Below are 17,296 nucleotides of genomic sequence, written 5' to 3'. Positions count from 1 at the left end.
ACGGTGATCAACAGCTTATTGCCGCACCGCCGGAAATGAAACTGCGTCTGTCGGGGAGGATGCGGGCAAAACCGGTAATCTTGCGGCTGTTTCCACGGGAAGGTTCCAATTGATGGCAACGAAGGCGTTGAGCTTCGACGTTGGCGATTATGTCGTTTACCCCAAGCACGGCGTGGGCCGAGTGATCGACCTGCAGAGCACCGACATCGCCGGCATCCAGCTCGAACTCTATGTGCTGCGTTTCGAGAAGGAAAAGATGACCCTGCGCGTCCCGACCAACAAGGCGGAGAGCGTGGGCATGCGCAAGCTGTCGTCCGACAAGACGATGCAGGAGGCGCTCGCGACGCTGAAGGGCAGGCCGAAGGTGAAGCGCACCATGTGGTCGCGCCGCGCCCAGGAATATGAGGCGAAGATCAACTCGGGCGACCTCGTGTCGATCGCCGAGGTGGTCCGCGACCTGTTCCGCCCGGACGATGCGCCCGAGCAGAGCTATTCCGAGCGGCAGATCTTCGAGGCCGCCTCGACCCGCCTCGCCCGCGAGTTGGCGGCGATGGAGGAGGTCGACGAGAAGACGGCGCTCGCCAAGCTGCTCGACATCCTGAACAAGGCTGCGGTCGTTCACCACAAGGTGCGCATCGAGGCCTGAACCCGAGCGGGGCCTCGGCTCCGATGATTCGAAAAAGGCGGTCCGCGATCCTGGCTTTCGCCAGGACAGGCGGGCCGCCTTTTTCGTTGCATGAGATCGCCGCTTGCGTATTATACAGGCAATACAGCTCAGCTCCGGAGGATGTCATGCGCAAGATATTCGCGATCGGACCCGCCCTCTTGCTGGCGGCGGCCTGCTCGGTCGGCGCCCAGGCCAATCAGCACCAGGCCAGCGGCCAGCGCGGCCAGCGCAACTTCGACGTCGGCGCCTTCCACGGCGTCTCGCTGCGCGGCTCGCACGATGTCGTCGTCACCGTCGGCGGCCAGCCCTCGGTCCGCGCCGAGGGCGACACCGCTGCGCTCGACGGGCTCGACATCCGGGTCGAGAACGGCGTGCTCAGGGTCGGCACCCAGCGCAACTGGTCGTGGAACGGCCCGGGCGGCCACGTCACCGTCCATGTGACCGCGCCCTCGCTCGATTCGGTCTCGATCGGCGGCTCGGGCGATCTCAGGGTCGACCGGGTCCAGGCGCAGGAATTCGACGCCTCGATCAGCGGTTCGGGCGACCTGGAGATCGGCGCGCTGCAGGCGCGCGAAGCGGAATTCTCCATCTCCGGCTCCGGCGGCATCCGCGCGGCGGGCACCGCCGAGGCGGTCGAGGTCTCGATCGCCGGGTCGGGCGACGCGGCGCTCGAGGGATTGAACGCGCGCCGGGTCGAGATTTCCGTGATGGGCTCGGGCGGCATCGCGATCGGCGCCAGCGAATCGGTCAGCGGATCGATCATGGGCTCGGGCGACGTGACCGTCCGCGGCGGTGCGCGCTGCGCGGTCTCGCGCATGGGCTCGGGCGACGTCCGCTGCGGATAGGCGCCGGCGCCTTTCCATTGACCCTTAAGCTTTTCAGTTCATGGTCCGGATCATGATCCGGACCATGCCTGTCGTCGCCTGCCTCGCCGCGATCGCCGTCCCGGCTGCGGGCGCTGAGCGGCGCTATTCGGTCACCGATTTCGAGCGGGTGACGGTCGAGGGCCCCTATGTCGTGCGCCTCGTCACCGGCCGGCCCAGCTCGGCGACGGCGCGCGGCCCGCAGGAGTCTATCGAGCGTGTCGCGATCGACACCGTCGGCCAGACGCTGCGCATCCGCCCCAATCGCACCGCCTGGACCGGCACGCCCGGCGCGCAGCAGGGCGTGGTGGAGATCACCCTCACGACGCGCACCTTGCGTTCGGCCCGCATCATCGGCGCCGGCCGGCTCGACCTCGAGGGCGCGCAGGGCCTGCGCGTCGACCTCGGCCTGGAAGGCAGCGGCCGGCTCACCGCCACAAATGTCCGGACCGACAATCTCTACCTCGCCCTGCGCGGCGCCGGCCGGCTCGAGATCGCCGGGCGTACCGAGGCCGCCTATGTGGACGTGATCGGGTCGGGCGATCTCGATGGCGCAGCGCTCGCGTCGGAGAATGCGACGGTGACGACCGGCACGTCCGGGTCGGTCTCGCTGGGCGCGTCGCGCACCGCGCGCGTCACCGCCAACGGCATCGGTGAGGTCACGATCCTGGGTCGTCCCGCTTGCACCGTCCGCGGCCCTAGCGCTGGCCAGGTGCGCTGCGGCTCAGATCAGCGCCAGCCGCGCTAGCTCGCGCGCGACGTCCGACGGCAGCGCTGTCAGCCCGTCGGCCGAGCCCGCGTCGGGCGGCGCCTCACGCGGGTCGAGGTAGCGCCAGCCCTGATGGGCGCGCTTCAGCCTGAGCTCGACCGGGACGAGCTCGGCGGAGAGCCAGATCAAAGTGCGCCGGTCGCTCTCGCGCTCCTCGAACCCGAATATTTCCTGTCGCGCCACCAGCCGATGCTTGACGATCCAGAACAGCGAGCCGCCGACCAGCGCGTCCGCCCGCTTCGGCCGGAACCGGGTGACGATCGCCACCCGCGCGCCCTCGCGCCGCGCCTCGACCCGCGCACGCAGCGCGTCGAGGCTGTCGCAGCCGACCGCGACCTTGCTGATGTGGAGCTCGGGCATCGCGGCGCAGTGCCGCTTCGGGCCTTTCCGATCAAGCCCTTAGCCGACGAGACCGGTGGCGACCGCGAGGCCGAGGAAGGCGAGGAAGCCCATCGAATCGGTGGTCATCGTCACGAACACCGACGAGGCGACGGCGGGGTCGGCGCCGAACCGTTCGAGCGTCAGCGGTACCAGCACGCCGGCCATTCCCGCGACGACGATGTTCGTCAGCATCGCCGAAGCGATCACCAGGCCCAGCATCGGATGCTGGAACACCAGCGACACGCCGATTCCGATCACCACTGCCACGGTCAGGCCGTTGAGCAGTGCGACGCGGATTTCGCGCAGCACCGAACGCCAGCGGTTCGACTGGGTGAGCTGGTTGGTGGCGAGCGCGCGGACCGTGACCGCCAGCGTCTGCGTCCCGGCATTGCCGCCGACGCCGGCGACGATCGGCATCAGCGTCGCGAGCGCGACCATCTGGGCGATCGCCCCTTCGAACCGGCTGATGACGAACGAGGCGACGAGCGCCGTCACCAGATTGGCGAGCAGCCAGCGTACCCGCGCCTTGTAGCTGTCGACGACCGGTTCGTTGATGTCGCCCTCGCCGACGCCGGAGAGCAGCAGCGCGTCCTCACTCGCTTCCTCCTGGATGATGTGGACGATGTCGTCGGCGGTGATCATGCCGACCAACCGCCCGCCCGCATCGACCACCGCCGCCGAGATCAACGCATATTTCTGGAAGCGGAGCGCCACCTCCTCCTGGTCCATGTCGACCGGGATCAGGGTCTGCTCGCGCTTCATCACGTCGGCGATCGCGATCCGCCGCGGCGTTGTCAGGATCCAGGAGAGCAGGCAGGTGCCGACCGGCCGGTGCGCCGGATCGACGACATAGACTTCCCAGAATTCCGTGCTCTGGTCGTCGCCGGCGCGGAGATAGTCGATCACCTGGCCGACGGTCCAGTGCTCGGGCACGGCGACGGCGTCGCGCCGCATCAGGCGGCCGGCCGATTCCTCGGGATAGGAGAGCGCCTCCTCGATCGCGGCGCGGTCGTCGGGATCGAGCGCGCGCAGGACGGCCCGCTGATCCTCCTCCTCCATGTCCTCGATGATCGCGACCGCGTCGTCGGTATCGAGCTCGCCGGCGATCTCGGCGACCTGGTGCGGCTCGAGCGCTTCCAACAGCTCGTCGCGCACCCAGTCGTTCATCTCGGCGAGCACGTCGCCGTCGAGCAGGCCGGCGAGCGCGGCGGCGAGGCGCTGGCGCTGGTCGCGGTCGACCAGCTCGAACAGGTCGGCGACGTCGGCCGGATGCAGCGGCTCGACCAGCGCGCGTGCGCCATCCTCGTCACCGGCATCGACCCGGTCGACCACCTCCTGGACGAATTCGGGCTTCAGCCGGTCGTCGGCATCGAGCCGGGTCTCGACTGCCGGCGCGGCGTCTTCGGGGGTTTCGAGGTCGCTCTCGCTCATCTCGCCCTCCCTCAAGTGACGCGCCGACGAATGGTTCCTAGGCGTCTCGCTCCGACCTGTCGATACGACGCGGCAGTGCGATCACTCCCAGGCCGAGACCGAGCAGCCGGGCCATTGCAGGGATCAAGCAGCCCTCTTAAGGCTTGAGGAGACTAAGGAGCCGCACATGGCCGAGCAGACCGATGGCGACAGCGCCGCGCCGCCGCCCTTTTCCGCCCCTTCCCTCGAGGACATCCAGCACTGGACCTTCGTCATGGGGCGCGCCCAGCAGATGATGCTGGAGCATCTCGCCCGGCACATGGGCGACGCTGCGGCGGGCCTGCCGTCCGATCCGGAAAGGATGGCGCGCACGGCCTTCGCGCAATGGTCCGGCATGAGCCTGTTCGGCGACCCGGCCAAGGTCATGCAGCAGCAGGCCGAGATGTGGACCGAGGGGCTCGCGATCTGGCAGCGCGCGCTTGGTCAGGCGGGGGGCAACGAGGCGGAGAGGGGCGTGCGTGCCGACCAGGCGGACCGCGACCGGCGCTTCGCGGCGCCGGAATGGCGCGGCAATCCGCTGTTCGACACGATCCGCCAGACCTATCTGCTGATCTCCGAACGGCTGCTCGGGTCGGTCGATGCGATCGAGGGAGTGGACGAGGCGACCCGCGAGAAGATCCGGTTCAACACCAAGGCCTTCATCGATGCGATGGCCCCGTCCAACTTCGCGCTGACCAACCCGCAGGTGCTTGCGCGGGCGATGGAGACGAAGGGGGAAAGCCTGCTCAGGGGCCTGGAGCATATGCTCAAGGACCTGTCGAAGGGGCAGCTCACCCATACCGATCCCGAGGCGTTCGAGGTCGGCCGCAACGTCGCGACGACGCCGGGCAAGGTGGTCAGGCAGACGAAGCTCTATCAGCTCATCCAATATGCACCGGCCACCGGCGACGTGTTCGAAACGCCGCTGATCATCTTCCCGCCCTGGATCAACCGCTTCTACATCCTCGATCTCAACCCCAGGAAGAGCTTCATCCGGTGGGCCGTCGAGCAGGGGCTGACCGTCTTCGTCGTCTCCTGGAAGTCGGCGGACGAGAGCCTGACCGACGTCACCCTGGACGACTACGTCCTCGCCCAGATCGACGCGATCGACGCGGTGCGCGAGGGGCTCGGCGTCGAGAATGTCCATGCGATCGGCTATTGCGTCGCCGGCACCACGCTCGCCGCCACGCTTGCCCTGCTCGATGCACGCGGGCAGGCGGAGACGGTCGCGAGCGCCACCTTCTTAACCGCCCAGGTCGATTTCTCGGAAGCCGGCGACCTCAGGCTGTTCGTCAGCGACGAGCAGATGGAGCTCATCCGCCAGCTGTCCGCCGGCAAGGGCTATCTGGACGGGCGCTACATGGCCGCGACCTTCAACCTGCTGCGCGGCCGCGACCTCATCTGGAGCTATGTCACCAACAACTATTTGCTCGGCGAGGAATATCCGCAGTTCGACCTGCTGTTCTGGAACGGCGACACGACCAACCTCCCGGCGCGCTGGCACCAGGCCTATCTCACCCAGCTCTATCGCGAGAACCGGCTGGTCCAGCCGGGCGCGGTCACGATCGACGGCACGCCCATCGATCTCAGGCGGGTGAAGACCCCCGTCTATATCCAGGCCGGGCGCGAGGATCATATCGCGCCGCCGCAGAGCGTGTGGAAGATCACCCACCATTTCCAGGGACCGCTGCGCTTCGTGCTCGCGGGCTCCGGCCATATTGCGGGCGTCGTCAACCCGCCCGGGGCCGGGAAATACCAATATTGGATCAACGAAGCGAAAGCCGACACGCTCGAGGCCTTCATCGCCGGCGCGACCGAAACCAAGGGCAGCTGGTGGCCGGACTGGCTCCGCTGGCTCGAGGGCCTGTCCGACGAGAAGGTGCTGGCTGCCGGCGTCCGCGAGCCCGGCAAGGGCCGGTTGAAGGCGATCGAGGACGCGCCCGGAAGCTATGTGAGGGCGCGCTAGCGGAGCCCCGGAACCCCGCCCACCGCGCGCTGTCGTGCGGCTTCGAGTTCGCTCGCCGTGCGCCGCGCGGTGCGCTCGCCCATGGCCGACATGACCCGGTCCCGCCCGGCCGTCTTGGCACGATACAGCGCCTCGTCCGCGCGGCTCATCACCGCATCGAGGCCTTCGATCGAGCCGCCGCACTGGGCGATGCCGAAGCTCATCGTGACGCCGAGGCCGGGATGGCCGGGCAGGGCGACATTCGCGACGGCCGCCCGCAGCCGTTCGATGAAGGGCTGCACCCGTTCGAGCGATGACCCGGGGACGAACAGCGCGAATTCCTCCCCGCCGATCCGCGCCACGACATCGTCGTCGCGCGCGCCGAGGCGAAGCGCCCGCCCGACCTGCTTGAGCGCGAGGTCGCCCGCGGCATGGCCGAACCGGTCGTTGATGCCCTTGAAATGGTCGATGTCGCCGAGCACGACGCAGCCGGCGCCGGGGGAGGTGAGCAGCCGTTCGACCGCATCGCGAAAGCCGCGGCGGTTGAGCAGGCCGGTCAGCGTATCGCGGCGCGCGAGGCCCTGCAGCACCACCGTCTGATCGGCCATCAGCAGAAACAAGCCGGAGATGCCCGTCGCGATATAGAGGGTGGGCAGGCCGGTGAGCAGTGTCGCCATATAGATATCATAGGCGGGATCCGGCACCGTCGCGCCGACGCGGAGGGCGAGCAGGAAGATCACGATCTCGAACAGGATCAAGAGACCGATCGTGGCCATCGCCACCTTCTCGCCCATCGATCGCAGCCCCGGACGCACCGCGATCGCGTGGATGGCGAACGGCAACAAGACGAGGCCGCTCAGCGGCACGAGCATGAGATAGAAGCCTGCGTGCGGCCAGAATACGCGAAAGACCGCCGCCGCCGCCATCTCCACGCCGACAAAGGCGGCGAGCGGGCCGGTCTCGGGCGACAGGCCGCTGCGCTGACGATAACCGATCACCGCCAGCGCGATCAGGCCAGAGCCGCACAGCGTCGCGATGATCCAGGCGCCGGGCGGGCTGGCGTCGAACATGACGCTGATCATGTTCAGGATCCACTGGACCGTGCCCAGCGCGAAGCAGGCGGACCAGGTCAGCGCATGGCGCGGCCGGCCCATCGTCGCCCACGCGGCCACGAACACCGCGCTCAGCAGGGCGCTGAGCAGGATCATGACGATCAGCAGTGGAAGCATTGCCATCGGCCGGCCAAATCCCATCCTGTCGCGCGACTTCGGCCCGTCATGCACGCGCAATGGTTAGCATAAGCTATACCTTGCCACCGGAATCGCCGCGAATCCGACACGTTAGCTTCTTCTCAATCAGGTCACGGTAGGGTCGCAGCCGGACTCACGTTCGACAGGGCAGATCATGACCCAGGTCAAGGCGTTCGCCGCGCTGGTCATCGTCGCATTCACCGTCGACATGGCGGCGTTCGACGGCGCCTACCGCCATGCCTGGGCACGCAGCGTTCACCACGCAGTTCATCAGGTGTCCAGCCTCCACTGGACCGGTTTCATCGGCGGCTGACCGCCTCATTCGAGATAGCATCGACGCCCAACCTTCCGGGAGTTGACAGCGTGTGCGAATCAGTATAACCATCTAGTTATGGAACAAGATGGTTATAAAAATGCGCCAGAGCGTCTCGATGCGGTCTTCACCGCGCTCGCCGATCCCACGCGCCGCGCCATTCTCGCCCGGCTGGCCAGGGGAGAAGCCTCTGTGGCCGAGCTTGCTGCACCATTCGACATGAGCCAGCCGGCGATCTCCAAACATCTCAAGGTGCTGGAACGCGCGGGCCTGATCTCGACCGCAATCGACGCGCAGCGCCGGCCACGCCGGATCGAGGGCGCGCCGCTCGCCGAGGCAGTGGGATGGCTCGAACGCTATCGCGAGATCTGGGAGCGCAACTACCAGCGCTTGGACGTGCTCCTGGAGGAAATGAAGACCCTTGAGAACCAGGCCAGGAAAGGAAAGCCGCAATGAGCAGCCCCGTCACCGTCGTCGCCAAGGGCGAGCGCGAGATCGTCATCACCCGTGCGTTCGACGCGCCGCGCCACCTCGTCTTCGAAGCGCACACCGTGCCGCAGCTGCTGCGGCGCTGGTTCACCGGCCCCGACGGCTGGGCGCTCACGACCTGCGAGATCGACCTACGCGCCGGCGGCGCCTACCGCTACGAATGGACGCATCAGGACGGCCGCATCATGGGCATGGGCGGTACCTTCCGCGAGGTCGATCCGCCCGCCAGGCTGGTCTCGTCCGAGCTGTTCGACGAGGACTGGACCGGCGGTGAGACGATCAACACCACGACGTTCGAGGAAGCGGCGGGCCGCACGACCCTCACGACGACCGTCCTCTACGCGTCGGCCCAGGCCCGCGACGGCGCCCTCGGCTCCAACATGGAGGCCGGCATCGCCGCCAGCTACGCCCGCCTGGACGCGTTGCTCGCGGGCGCGCCGATCGGCGAGGATGTCGCGCAATGACGCGCTTCGCCGGGGCTCAAACCTGAACTGCGAAGCGGGAAAGAAACTCCTGGCGGCCGCGCGCCGTTACTGACAGCGCGCGGCTGTCGAGGTCCTGGATCATCCACTTGCGGGCCAGGGCGACCTTGAGGAACGCGGCGCCGAGCGCGCCGGCAAGGTGCGGGCGCCTCTCGCTCCAGTCGAGGCAGGCGCAGGCGAAACGCCGCCGCTGGGCGCGGGTGGCGCCGGTGTCGATCCCGATCGCGGCGAATGCCTCTTCCCCTGCGGCGGTGAGGTCGTAGGTACCGTCGCCCGTGCCGACATCGAGCCACGCTTGCTCCACGAACCGGTCGTGCAGCGCGACACCGGCCGAACCCGCCATATGATCATAGCATGTACGCGCGATCCGGAGCCGATTCGGCACGCGCGATACGCGCGGACCGGCGGTGCCCGTCGCGAGCACGCTCAGCCCCTCCAGCACCTTGGCGACGTCGGCCCCGACAAGACTGTAATAGCGATGCTTTCCCTGCGCCGAGACCTTCACGAGGCGGGTCTCGGCCAGGCGACCCAGGTGCGCGCTTGCGGTGGAGGCGCCGACGTCGGCCACCACCGCCAGCTCCGTGCTCGTCCGGGCGCAGCCGTCCATGAGGCAGAAGAGCATCCGCGCACGCGCCGGCTCGCCGATCGCAGCGGCGATCCGGGCGACCATGCCGTCGGCCTCGATCTCTTCATCCATACTTCGCTAATCAACGAAACGTGCCATGTTGGCAAGTGCTATCGACTCGCCATGAGGACAGCGGGAAGGATCTTGTTCGATCGACGGGAGCTGCTCGCCATGGCCGCCGGCAGCGCCGCCCTCATTTCGGCCGGCGCGCCGCGAATCGACGCAATCGAAAGGAGACCGGCCATGCGCCTAGCATGCTTCATCAGGTACCAGATCGACCCGTTCCAGAGAGCCGAGTTCCAGCTTTATGCCGAAACCTGGGGCCGGATCATTCCGCGCTGCGGCGGCCATCTCATCGGCTACTTCCTCCCCCACGAAGGCACCAACGACATCGGCTGGGGCCTCATCGCCTTCGACAGCCTCGCCGCCTACGAGGCCTATCGGAACGCCCTGCGCGCCGACCCGGAAGCACGGGCGAATTTCGCCTCCGCGCAGACCAAGCGCTTCGTGCTGCGTGAGGAACGCACGTTTCTGGAGATCACGTCCGGCACGTTCAACATCCCGGCGGTCGCCTCATGAGCCACCAAATGGCCCGCGCGCAGACATTTCGCGATCTGCATAGGCAATCCGGCACCTTCATCATTCCCAACCCGTTCGACGTCGGCAGTGCCCGGCTGTTGGCCGCGTCCGGCTTCCCCGCGCTGGCGACGTCCAGTGCCGGTTACGCCTTCGCGCAAGGGTGCCGGGACCATGATGTGGGCCGCGACGCGGTGATGGCGCATGTCGAATCGATCGCCGCGGCGACCGACCTTCCCGTCACCGCCGATCTCGGCAACGGTTTCGCGGACGCGCCGGACCAGCTGGCGGAAGCGATCGGTCGCGCGGCCCGGGCGGGCGCGGTCGGGGCATCGATCGAGGACGCGACGGGACGATCGGACGAACCGCTTTATCCATTGCCCCTCGCCGTCGAGCGTATTCGGGCGGCAGCCGCGGCGGCGCGATCCCAGCCTTTCCCGTTCATGCTGACCGCGCGGGCCGACAACCTCCTCGTCGGCCGGGGCGATCTCGACGATGTCGTCCGGCGATTGCGGGCCTATCAGGACGCCGGCGCCGACGTCCTCTACGCGCCGGGCCTCACCCGCCTCGACGAGGCGGCGGCGGTCATGAGTGCGGTCGATCTGCCCGTCAACGTCGTGATCGGATTGCACAAGACCGAGTTCGGTTTTTCGGAGCTGTCGGACCTGGGCGTCAAGCGCATCAGCCTCGGCAGCACGCTTGCCAGGGTGGCCTATGGTGCGCTGATGTGGGCGGCCAGGGAGATGCGGCAAACCGGAACCTTCGCCTTTGCCGGAGAGGCCGTGCCCTATGATGAGATCAGCCGGATGCTCGGACCATCGGGTGAGCGCAGGGCGCCGTGAGGAAAATCGGCATCGTCGGTGGCGTCTCATGGCGGTCGACCCTCGACTATTATGCCGGTCTCTGCCGGCTCGCCGAAGCGATGCATGTCGCGCAGGGCGGAGAAGGACCCGCGCCGATCCCCGAGATCGGCATTGAATCGCTCGATCTCGCCAAGGCCATCGCGCTGCTGGCGGAAGGCGAGATCCACGGACAATGGGCGCCGTTCGACGCCTATCATCGCGACGCCTTGAAGCGGCTCGAGGTGCTGGGTGTCGATCTCGCCGTGATCGCAAGCAATACGCCCCATCATCGCTTCGATGCCATTGCGGACGGTCTCGGCCTCAACGTCATCAACATCTTCGAAATCGCGGCCCGGCACGCGGCGGCGGCCGGCGTTGACGACCTTCTCCTGCTCGGTACAGGTCTCGTGATGACGTCCGCTCAGATTCGGACCGTCTTCCGCCGGGCAGGGGTCAACGTCTATTGTCCGCCGAAGGACGAGCTCGGGCCGATCGCCAGGCTTCTGGCCGCCCTCCAGCAAGGGGATGATCGCGACGGCGCGTCCGAGCTTGGGAACATCGTGCTGAGGTCATTTCGGAAACCGCACGGCCGTCAGCCGACGGTCTGCCTCGCCAGCACCGATCTGGCGCTTGCCTTTCGCGATAGGACGCGGCCCGTGCTGCGGATGCTGAACGGGATCACCTATTTCGATCCAACGGCCGCCCACATCGAGGCAGCGTTTGCGGCAGCGGTCGGCGCCCACGAGTCCGTTCATTGAGCCCCAGAAGTCCTCCAGCGCTTTTTATCCACGATATCCCCGTTATCCACAGGCGGGATGTCCAAGATTCCGCTTGGTGCGACTCGGGGAACGGAGTCAGCCTCCAACTTCGCGGTCACGGAATGACCGGCCGGAAACGGACGGACAGACCCGACAGCGACCACCGCGGAAGCGGCCGACATCCGCAAGGATGAAAGCCAATGAGGCGATGGATGGAGATTTGGGAAAGAAGCGCGAGGCCAAAAGCCGAACCCACTTTTCCCGGATGTCCGGCGAACCGGAAGCCTTAGGGCCAAGGGGAGCGAACGGATCACGTCGAAGCTTCGGCGGAGATGTGAGCCGGACCGCAAAATCGGCGAAGCAGCGATGCTTCGAAGAATTTACGGTCAGGGAACCGGACGGAAGCCGCAAGGCTCTTCGGAAGGAACCCAAGGGACCGACCGGGGCCGAAAGGCCTCGGCCGGAACCTCTCCCGGGACGAGCCCAAGCCCTCACCGGCGCGGGATTCGGATTCGGGCGAAGTGAGGGCCGGCGGCAACGCTGGCCCTCATTGCTTTTGGAGATCGCGGCGCGCGCATGCCGCGAGCAGGTTCGTTCTTTCCGGTCCGCATACGCTGGGTGGAACCGCATGCATTCGTTCGGCCTGGACTCGATCCAAAGTCGCCGAAGCCCCACTCTTCTCTTCCGCCGGGAGGGCGGAGGTCCCCGGCGGTGGGCAGCGGGCGCCATTCGGACCCAAGTCGTTCCAGAGTAACCCTGCGATCCTTGCTTGGCCGCAACGGCTTTACCTTGCCGCCAACCCGGCGCATCTTCGCGCCGGCCCGCTCCCGGGCGGGCGCAACAGGGAGGGTGCTTCACATGTCCAACATGCAACGTGGCGTCGCGGAGTTTCTCGGAACCTTCTGGCTCGTCTTCGGCGGCTGCGGCAGCGCGGTGCTCGCCGCCGCCTTTCCCGAGGTCGGCATCGGCCTCGTCGGCGTCTCACTCGCCTTCGGGCTGACCGTGCTGACCATGGCCTATTCCATCGGCCATATTTCCGGCTGCCACCTCAATCCGGCAGTGACCGTCGGCCTGTGGGCGGGCGGTCGTTTCCCGGCCAGGGATATTCCGCTCTATGTCATCGCGCAGGTGCTCGGCGCGATCGCCGCCGCTGCAGCGCTCTATGTGATCGCCAGTGGCGCGGCGGACTATGACGGCGGCTTGGCCGCGAACGGCTATGCCGAACATTCGCCGGGACAATATTCGCTGCAGGCCGGCCTGGTCGCGGAGGTGCTGCTCACCGCCTTCTTCCTGTTCGTCATCATGGGATCGACCGACGGCCGCGCGCCGGCCGGCTTTGCGCCGATCGCGATCGGCCTGGCGCTGACGCTCATCCACCTGATCAGCATTCCGGTCACCAACACCTCGGTGAATCCGGCGCGCAGCACCGGCCCGGCCGTGCTCCAGGGCGGCTGGGCCCTGACCCAGCTCTGGCTGTTCTGGGTCGCGCCGCTCGCCGGCGGCCTGATCGGTGGTCTCGTCTACAAGCTGCTCGGCGCCGACGCCACAGCCAAGCCGCCGGTGACCGGCGAGGCCAACTGAGCCTGCGGTTTCTACCAGACTCGGCGACTCGCCGCCTGGATGCTATAGTTCCGACATCGCTGCCGCTCTGCCGGGCGGTCGGCGGTGTTCGGGACGATATCCACAACGCTTCCAGGCCGGGGAGAGCGATATGGACATCAATTACTATCTGCATCGGGAGCAGGTCGAGCGAATGCGTGCCGACCTTGCCGGTTCGGACGAAGCGCGTGCGGTCCACCGCGAAATGGCGGATCTCTATCGGGCGCGGGTCACCGCCTACCGTCTCGGCGGAAAGATGCCGCCCGAGGTGACCCTGATCGCTGTGCCGCACGCCTGAATGTGATCGCGGGTTGCAGCGGCTCGGGCCGTCCGTTGGCGAGGCCCTGTCCCATCCGTCATGCGCCGGCGGGCACGCGCGCGGCAAGATAGTCGCGCAAGCCGATCGTGCCGCGGATCGGATCGGTGGCCCGATAGGCGCGGTCGAGGGTGATGCCGGTCATGCGCGCGTAGGATGACGCTGCCGCCTCCGAGAAGCCGGCGGCGCGATAGGTCTCGATCCATTTCTCGCGCGGGACGACCGCGACTCGCACCGGCCGGTCGAGTGCTTCAGCCAAGGCCGCAGCGACGTTCGCGGGAGTGTAATGCCGCGGCCCTTCGACATAATGAAGACCGGTCTGCTTCGCGGGATCGGTGAGGAAGCGGGCGGCGGTCCGGCCGAGATCCTCGGGCGCGACCATCGGCAGGGCGAAATCCTCCGGGAAGAAGCTTTCGATCACGCCGCGTTCCCGCGCCGTCTCGATCGCCATGTCCCAATTGCTGTAATAATAGGCAGCGCGCTGGACGGTCGCCGGGATCGGCTGGGCGGCGAGGCCTTCTTCCAGCGTGTAGAGCGTGCTGAGGTCGCCCAGGCGCTCGCCGGGCTGCGCGCCATAGGTGGATTCGGCGACCACCTTCTCCAGCCCCGAGCCGTCGAGTGCGGCGAGGATCGCCGCGATCGTCCGCCGTTCCTCGGCATCTGTATCCGTCGACAGCGGTGCGGGTGGATTGAGCAGGAAGGCGCGCCGGCCGGTGCGGAAGACGGCGCGCAGCGCGCCGACGTCATGGACATCGACGCAGGCGAAGCCGGCGCCGCGCTTGGTCCATTCCTCCGCCTTGGCCGGATCGTGGCCGACCACCGTGACCGGCTCGTCCCGATCAAGCAGCGCGCGTGCCGCTGCCGATCCGACATGACCGGTGCCGCCGAGAATGATGTGCATGAGGGGCCTCCCATTCAGGGTTCCGATGGGAGAACCAGCCGGGGCAGGACGCGGTTCCGCCGATCGGACATGGCGCGTTCAGCGGTCGTCGGCGAATTCCACCAGGTCCCATTTGTTGCCGTAGAGATCGGCGAAGACGGCGACCTTGCCATAGGGCTGGACCACGGGCGGGCGAATCCATTCGACGCCGGCGGCGCTGAAGGCGGCGTGGTCGCGGTCGAAATCGTCGGTCTGGAGAAACAGGAAGACGCGCCCGCCCGACTGGTTGCCGATGAAGGCTTCCTGCTCGGGCGTCGCCGCGCGGGCGAGGAGGATCGAGGTCGTGCCTGCGGGTGCGCCGCGCGGGCGGATGAGGACCCAGCGCTTGTCCTGTTCGGGCTGGTAGCTGTCTTCCGCCAGGGTGAAGCCGAGCTTGCCGGTGAACCAGGCGATCGCCTCGTCATAATTGCGGACGACGAGGGCGATGTGGGCGATGGAATTCGGCATGAGCGCGGGCCGCTCTACAGGATCTGCGTGAGGCTGAGGCCGTTGCCGTCGGGATCGTTGAAGAAGGCGACCTTGCAGCTGCCGTCGGGGGCGGTCCAGATGCCGCGGTCGTCCTGGCCGAGGCCTTCGTAGATGTTCATGGCGACGCCCCCGGCGGTCAACGCCGCGACCGTCGCCTCCATGTCCGCGACTTCCCAGCCGAGCACGGGGTGGGGCGGAGCCGTATAGCCCGGCACTTCGGTGAGGCGCAGCGTGACGCCGGCGAGGTCGAACAAAGCGGCGAAACCGTCGTCGCCCGTGCGCCGGAGGCCCAGCGTGTCGGCGTAGAAGGGTTCGGCGACCTTGCGGTTGCCGGTGGTGATCATGGCGACGGGGCGGGCATCGGCGAGCGGCATGGCGAATCTCCTGATTGGTATCGACGGCGGCGATCCTGCCTCAGGCGGCGGTCCGAAAGCTATCGCCCGGACGGGTGATTCAGGGGGTGCAAGCATCTTCACGGCAGATAGCGATCGAGGTCGGCGAGGCACGCGACCGGCCGCGGGCGCTCGCGGCGCCAGATTTCGGCGAACCAGAGCCCGAGAAGCAACGCCGGGACGGCGGACGCGACCGGAAGGCCCCACCAGGGCTCGGCCAGGTCATCCCCGAGGAGGACGGCGAGGAACACCGCGATGCCGATCACCAGGCCGATGCCGACGAGGCCGCCGATCACCCTGCCCGTCGACAGGCCCGTCTCGATCCTGCCCAATCCGCCGCTTCGGGCGACATGGCCCGCAAACTCGCGGACGATCGTGCCATAGGGATCGCGATAGGGTTCGATCGCGTGCAGCACGAACGGGGCGGGATCGCCGCGCCGCCAGATCGCGGTGCGATAGAATGTCCGGCCCTGGTAGTGCGATGCGCCGACGCGGATCCGCTCGACCACGGCCGCGGGAAGATCGGCCTGGCCACCCTCCTCGCCATGCATCTCGAGCACGTCACCTCGCACCCCGACGATCAGCCGCGCGCCGTTCAGCCCCACGGTGCGAAAGCGGCGGCCGCCGCGGGCGGCGAAAGCGGGCGGCTGGGCTGCGGGGTCGGCGATCGTCATGGAACCTCCTGTCGGCCATCCCGCCCCCGATCATGCTAGTCGGCAGCCTGCCGGTCAGGGTCGCGCTGGTCCATCCTCGCCGCCTCAGTCCTTGGTCACCGTTACCTTGAGGTAGGTGGCGGGGATTTCGGTGCAGTCCGGGCCGGCGCGGTTCTGGCTCTCGAACAAGGCGGCGAGCTCGGCATAGAGCAGTTCCTGATGGCCGTCGCGCGCCGCCGCCTCGAAGGCGTTCATGGTCGGGCCGTAATAATTGCGGAAGATGTCGAGGAACTGCCGCGGCGGGCCGGGATGGCGGAACACCCAGGTCGCGGGCGCGCAGACGATCCGGTCGGCGGGCACGCCGGCGCCGCCGAAGCGGCCGCGGACATTGTCCTCGACCCCCCAGGTGACCGGGCTCACGAATCCTTCGGGCGGCGGGGGCGTGTAGGCGGCGCTGATCTTCAGGATCTGCGCGACCAGCGTCGGATCGCCGGGAATCCAGTTGCCCATGACGATGCGGCCGCCCGGCTTCGCGACGCGCACCATCTCGCGCGCCACGTCGTGCGGGCGCGGCGCGAACATCGCGCCGAACATGGTGAGGACAAGATCGAAGCGATCGTCGGCGAGGCCGGCGAGGTTCGAGGCGTCGCCCTCTTGGAAGCCGAGATTGGCGAGGCCGGCCGCCGTCGCTCGCGCATTGCCGGCGGCGACCAGATTGGCGGCGATGTCGACGCCGAGCACATTCGCCCCGGCCCGGGCGGCGGGCAGCGCGGTCGTGCCGTCGCCGCAGCCGAGATCGAGCATCTCCATGCCGCCGGCGACGCCGAGGGCCGCGACCAGCTCCTCGCCGCTTTCGCGCATCGTCTCGGCGATCTGCGTGAAATCGCCCTTCTCCCAGAGGGCCTTGTTCGGGTTCATTGCAGGGGTCTCCTTCGCGAGGGGCGCTTATCGCCGGCGGCGCGGAAGGACATGACGGCGCGACAAAGTCTCGCTCCGGTGCGACGAAGATGAAGACCGTGCGACGAACGGGCCCGAACGGCGCTCGACCTATTCGGGCGCGCATTCAGGGGATGAGGGCCAGCCAGCGCGCCTTCTCGATCGCCTGGACGCGGCGCTGGACCTCCAGCTTCTCGTAGACGCGGGCGAGGTGGGTCTTGACCGTGTTGGGCGAGATGCCGAGCGTGCGGGCCATCTCCTTGTTCGACTGGCCGGCGGCGAGCAGCTCCAGGATCTCGCATTCGCGCGGGGAGAGGCCGAGCGAGGCGATCGCCGCGGCGTTGCGCTCGAATGTCGCCGGGGCGGGCTGCGGCGTGAGCCTGAGGCCGGCCCAGATGCCGAGACCCGTGAAGGCGAGGGCGATGACGGTGATGTAGACCTCTGTCGGCAGGAACCGCATCGCATGGCGATAGTGCAGCCATTCAAGCAATGCGGCGCCCAGCCCCAGCGCGAGGGCATAGAGGATCACCGTCCGCCACATGATCCGACGCTGCCAGAAAAGGCCGCGGCGGACCAGTGCCGG

The 17,296-nt window shown here is 67.9% G+C and carries 22 protein-coding genes; 12 read left to right on the top strand and 10 right to left on the bottom strand.

The features are described from left to right. Window positions 1-112 precede the first annotated feature (112 nt). The 3 genes from RCO27_RS10395 to RCO27_RS10385 all read left to right on the top strand — a co-directional run bounded on the left by RCO27_RS10395 (window position 113) and on the right by RCO27_RS10385 (window position 2,278). Window positions 113-646: a CarD family transcriptional regulator gene (locus RCO27_RS10395; RefSeq protein WP_309002610.1), complete on the top strand. Its 534-nt coding sequence runs from the start codon at window positions 113-115 to the stop codon at window positions 644-646. A gap of 146 nt (window positions 647-792) precedes the next feature. Beyond that, window positions 793-1,512 carry a head GIN domain-containing protein gene (locus RCO27_RS10390; protein ID WP_309002609.1) on the top strand — a complete coding sequence of 240 codons (720 nt, stop codon included), beginning with the start codon at window positions 793-795 and terminating at the stop codon, window positions 1,510-1,512. A gap of 52 nt (window positions 1,513-1,564) precedes the next feature. Beyond that, window positions 1,565-2,278, top strand: a complete 714-nt coding sequence (locus RCO27_RS10385) for a head GIN domain-containing protein (protein WP_309002608.1) — start codon at window positions 1,565-1,567, stop codon at window positions 2,276-2,278. Here RCO27_RS10385 and RCO27_RS10380 read toward each other — a convergent pair. Both RCO27_RS10380 and mgtE read right to left on the bottom strand, forming a co-directional pair. Beyond that, window positions 2,255-2,659, bottom strand: coding sequence for a DUF1489 family protein (locus tag RCO27_RS10380; RefSeq protein ID WP_309002607.1), 405 nt, complete (start codon window positions 2,657-2,659; stop codon window positions 2,255-2,257). The genes RCO27_RS10385 and RCO27_RS10380 overlap by 24 nt on opposite strands. Window positions 2,660-2,698: 39 nt before the next feature. Next, entirely contained in the window at window positions 2,699-4,111 is a 1,413-nt protein-coding gene (gene mgtE / locus RCO27_RS10375) for a magnesium transporter (protein ID WP_309002606.1), read from the bottom strand. A 166-nt stretch (window positions 4,112-4,277) separates the two neighbouring features. On the opposite strand from mgtE, the gene RCO27_RS10370 reads away from it, so the two are divergent. Then, window positions 4,278-6,095, top strand: a complete 1,818-nt coding sequence (locus tag RCO27_RS10370) for a class I poly(R)-hydroxyalkanoic acid synthase (RefSeq protein ID WP_309002605.1) — start codon at window positions 4,278-4,280, stop codon at window positions 6,093-6,095. Here RCO27_RS10370 and RCO27_RS10365 read toward each other — a convergent pair. Then, window positions 6,092-7,309: a GGDEF domain-containing protein gene (locus RCO27_RS10365; RefSeq protein WP_309002604.1), complete on the bottom strand. Its 1,218-nt coding sequence runs from the start codon at window positions 7,307-7,309 to the stop codon at window positions 6,092-6,094. The two genes, RCO27_RS10370 and RCO27_RS10365, sit on opposite strands and share 4 nt — an antisense overlap. Window positions 7,310-7,478: 169 nt before the next feature. On the opposite strand from RCO27_RS10365, the gene RCO27_RS10360 reads away from it, so the two are divergent. The 3 genes from RCO27_RS10360 to RCO27_RS10350 all read left to right on the top strand — a co-directional run bounded on the left by RCO27_RS10360 (window position 7,479) and on the right by RCO27_RS10350 (window position 8,590). Next, window positions 7,479-7,637: a hypothetical protein gene (locus RCO27_RS10360; protein WP_309002603.1), complete on the top strand. Its 159-nt coding sequence runs from the start codon at window positions 7,479-7,481 to the stop codon at window positions 7,635-7,637. Between the two features lie 78 nt (window positions 7,638-7,715). Then, the gene (locus RCO27_RS10355) at window positions 7,716-8,093 is read left to right on the top strand and encodes a metalloregulator ArsR/SmtB family transcription factor (RefSeq protein ID WP_309002602.1); all 378 of its coding nucleotides are present in this window, start codon (window positions 7,716-7,718) and stop codon (window positions 8,091-8,093) included. Beyond that, on the top strand, window positions 8,090-8,590 hold the full coding sequence (locus tag RCO27_RS10350) for an SRPBCC family protein (RefSeq protein WP_309002601.1): 501 nt from the start codon (window positions 8,090-8,092) through the stop codon (window positions 8,588-8,590). Before RCO27_RS10355 ends, RCO27_RS10350 begins: the two co-directional genes overlap by 4 nt. 16 nt (window positions 8,591-8,606) lie before the next feature. On the opposite strand, the gene RCO27_RS10345 is transcribed toward RCO27_RS10350, so the two are convergent. After that, window positions 8,607-9,305: a helix-turn-helix transcriptional regulator gene (locus tag RCO27_RS10345; protein WP_309002600.1), complete on the bottom strand. Its 699-nt coding sequence runs from the start codon at window positions 9,303-9,305 to the stop codon at window positions 8,607-8,609. A 171-nt stretch (window positions 9,306-9,476) separates the two neighbouring features. Here RCO27_RS10345 and RCO27_RS10340 point away from each other — a divergent pair, with 171 nt between their 5' ends. From RCO27_RS10340 to RCO27_RS10320, 5 genes are all read left to right on the top strand, one after another. Continuing rightward, complete coding sequence (locus RCO27_RS10340; protein WP_309002599.1) at window positions 9,477-9,812, top strand: NIPSNAP family protein; 336 nt, start codon at window positions 9,477-9,479, stop codon at window positions 9,810-9,812. Further along, entirely contained in the window at window positions 9,809-10,651 is an 843-nt protein-coding gene (locus RCO27_RS10335) for an isocitrate lyase/phosphoenolpyruvate mutase family protein (protein WP_309002598.1), read from the top strand. Before RCO27_RS10340 ends, RCO27_RS10335 begins: the two co-directional genes overlap by 4 nt. Continuing rightward, a complete protein-coding gene (locus tag RCO27_RS10330; protein WP_309002597.1) occupies window positions 10,648-11,409 on the top strand; it encodes an aspartate/glutamate racemase family protein in 762 nt (253 codons plus the stop codon). Before RCO27_RS10335 ends, RCO27_RS10330 begins: the two co-directional genes overlap by 4 nt. Window positions 11,410-12,267: 858 nt before the next feature. Continuing rightward, window positions 12,268-12,990 carry an aquaporin Z gene (gene aqpZ, locus RCO27_RS10325; RefSeq protein WP_309002596.1) on the top strand — a complete coding sequence of 241 codons (723 nt, stop codon included), beginning with the start codon at window positions 12,268-12,270 and terminating at the stop codon, window positions 12,988-12,990. Window positions 12,991-13,120: 130 nt separating this feature from the next. Next, window positions 13,121-13,306 (top strand): hypothetical protein, encoded by a 186-nt coding sequence (locus RCO27_RS10320; RefSeq protein WP_309002595.1) that lies wholly within the window; start codon window positions 13,121-13,123, stop codon window positions 13,304-13,306. A gap of 58 nt (window positions 13,307-13,364) precedes the next feature. On the opposite strand, the gene RCO27_RS10315 is transcribed toward RCO27_RS10320, so the two are convergent. From RCO27_RS10315 to RCO27_RS10290, 6 genes are all read right to left on the bottom strand, one after another. Beyond that, complete coding sequence (locus tag RCO27_RS10315) at window positions 13,365-14,225, bottom strand: NmrA family NAD(P)-binding protein (protein WP_309002594.1); 861 nt, start codon at window positions 14,223-14,225, stop codon at window positions 13,365-13,367. A 78-nt stretch (window positions 14,226-14,303) separates the two neighbouring features. Beyond that, the gene (locus tag RCO27_RS10310) at window positions 14,304-14,711 is read right to left on the bottom strand and encodes a VOC family protein (protein WP_309002593.1); all 408 of its coding nucleotides are present in this window, start codon (window positions 14,709-14,711) and stop codon (window positions 14,304-14,306) included. Window positions 14,712-14,725: 14 nt separating this feature from the next. Continuing rightward, window positions 14,726-15,106, bottom strand: coding sequence for a VOC family protein (locus RCO27_RS10305; protein ID WP_309002592.1), 381 nt, complete (start codon window positions 15,104-15,106; stop codon window positions 14,726-14,728). A gap of 98 nt (window positions 15,107-15,204) precedes the next feature. Beyond that, complete coding sequence (locus tag RCO27_RS10300; protein ID WP_309002591.1) at window positions 15,205-15,798, bottom strand: hypothetical protein; 594 nt, start codon at window positions 15,796-15,798, stop codon at window positions 15,205-15,207. A gap of 84 nt (window positions 15,799-15,882) precedes the next feature. Next, complete coding sequence (locus RCO27_RS10295; RefSeq protein WP_309002590.1) at window positions 15,883-16,695, bottom strand: methyltransferase domain-containing protein; 813 nt, start codon at window positions 16,693-16,695, stop codon at window positions 15,883-15,885. A 145-nt stretch (window positions 16,696-16,840) separates the two neighbouring features. Next, on the bottom strand, window positions 16,841-17,242 hold the full coding sequence (locus RCO27_RS10290) for a helix-turn-helix transcriptional regulator (RefSeq protein ID WP_309002589.1): 402 nt from the start codon (window positions 17,240-17,242) through the stop codon (window positions 16,841-16,843). Window positions 17,243-17,296 lie beyond the last annotated feature (54 nt).

The organism is Sphingosinicella sp. LHD-64 (genome assembly GCF_031157375.1).
GTDB lineage: Bacteria > Pseudomonadota > Alphaproteobacteria > Sphingomonadales > Sphingomonadaceae > Allosphingosinicella.
This window is presented reverse-complemented; position numbering and strand designations above follow the sequence as displayed.

Coding starts and splice junctions, on each gene's coding strand:
- RCO27_RS10395 (WP_309002610.1), top strand. CDS start 113: ATGGCAACGAAGGCGTTGAGCTTCGACGTTGGCGATTATGTCGTTTAC.
- RCO27_RS10390 (WP_309002609.1), top strand. CDS start 793: ATGCGCAAGATATTCGCGATCGGACCCGCCCTCTTGCTGGCGGCGGCC.
- RCO27_RS10385 (WP_309002608.1), top strand. CDS start 1,565: ATGATCCGGACCATGCCTGTCGTCGCCTGCCTCGCCGCGATCGCCGTC.
- RCO27_RS10380 (WP_309002607.1), bottom strand. CDS start 2,659: ATGCCCGAGCTCCACATCAGCAAGGTCGCGGTCGGCTGCGACAGCCTC.
- mgtE (WP_309002606.1), bottom strand. CDS start 4,111: ATGAGCGAGAGCGACCTCGAAACCCCCGAAGACGCCGCGCCGGCAGTC.
- RCO27_RS10370 (WP_309002605.1), top strand. CDS start 4,278: ATGGCCGAGCAGACCGATGGCGACAGCGCCGCGCCGCCGCCCTTTTCC.
- RCO27_RS10365 (WP_309002604.1), bottom strand. CDS start 7,309: ATGGCAATGCTTCCACTGCTGATCGTCATGATCCTGCTCAGCGCCCTG.
- RCO27_RS10360 (WP_309002603.1), top strand. CDS start 7,479: ATGACCCAGGTCAAGGCGTTCGCCGCGCTGGTCATCGTCGCATTCACC.
- RCO27_RS10355 (WP_309002602.1), top strand. CDS start 7,716: ATGGAACAAGATGGTTATAAAAATGCGCCAGAGCGTCTCGATGCGGTC.
- RCO27_RS10350 (WP_309002601.1), top strand. CDS start 8,090: ATGAGCAGCCCCGTCACCGTCGTCGCCAAGGGCGAGCGCGAGATCGTC.
- RCO27_RS10345 (WP_309002600.1), bottom strand. CDS start 9,305: ATGGATGAAGAGATCGAGGCCGACGGCATGGTCGCCCGGATCGCCGCT.
- RCO27_RS10340 (WP_309002599.1), top strand. CDS start 9,477: ATGCGCCTAGCATGCTTCATCAGGTACCAGATCGACCCGTTCCAGAGA.
- RCO27_RS10335 (WP_309002598.1), top strand. CDS start 9,809: ATGAGCCACCAAATGGCCCGCGCGCAGACATTTCGCGATCTGCATAGG.
- aqpZ (WP_309002596.1), top strand. CDS start 12,268: ATGTCCAACATGCAACGTGGCGTCGCGGAGTTTCTCGGAACCTTCTGG.
- RCO27_RS10320 (WP_309002595.1), top strand. CDS start 13,121: ATGGACATCAATTACTATCTGCATCGGGAGCAGGTCGAGCGAATGCGT.
- RCO27_RS10315 (WP_309002594.1), bottom strand. CDS start 14,225: ATGCACATCATTCTCGGCGGCACCGGTCATGTCGGATCGGCAGCGGCA.
- RCO27_RS10310 (WP_309002593.1), bottom strand. CDS start 14,711: ATGCCGAATTCCATCGCCCACATCGCCCTCGTCGTCCGCAATTATGAC.
- RCO27_RS10305 (WP_309002592.1), bottom strand. CDS start 15,106: ATGCCGCTCGCCGATGCCCGCCCCGTCGCCATGATCACCACCGGCAAC.
- RCO27_RS10300 (WP_309002591.1), bottom strand. CDS start 15,798: ATGACGATCGCCGACCCCGCAGCCCAGCCGCCCGCTTTCGCCGCCCGC.
- RCO27_RS10295 (WP_309002590.1), bottom strand. CDS start 16,695: ATGAACCCGAACAAGGCCCTCTGGGAGAAGGGCGATTTCACGCAGATC.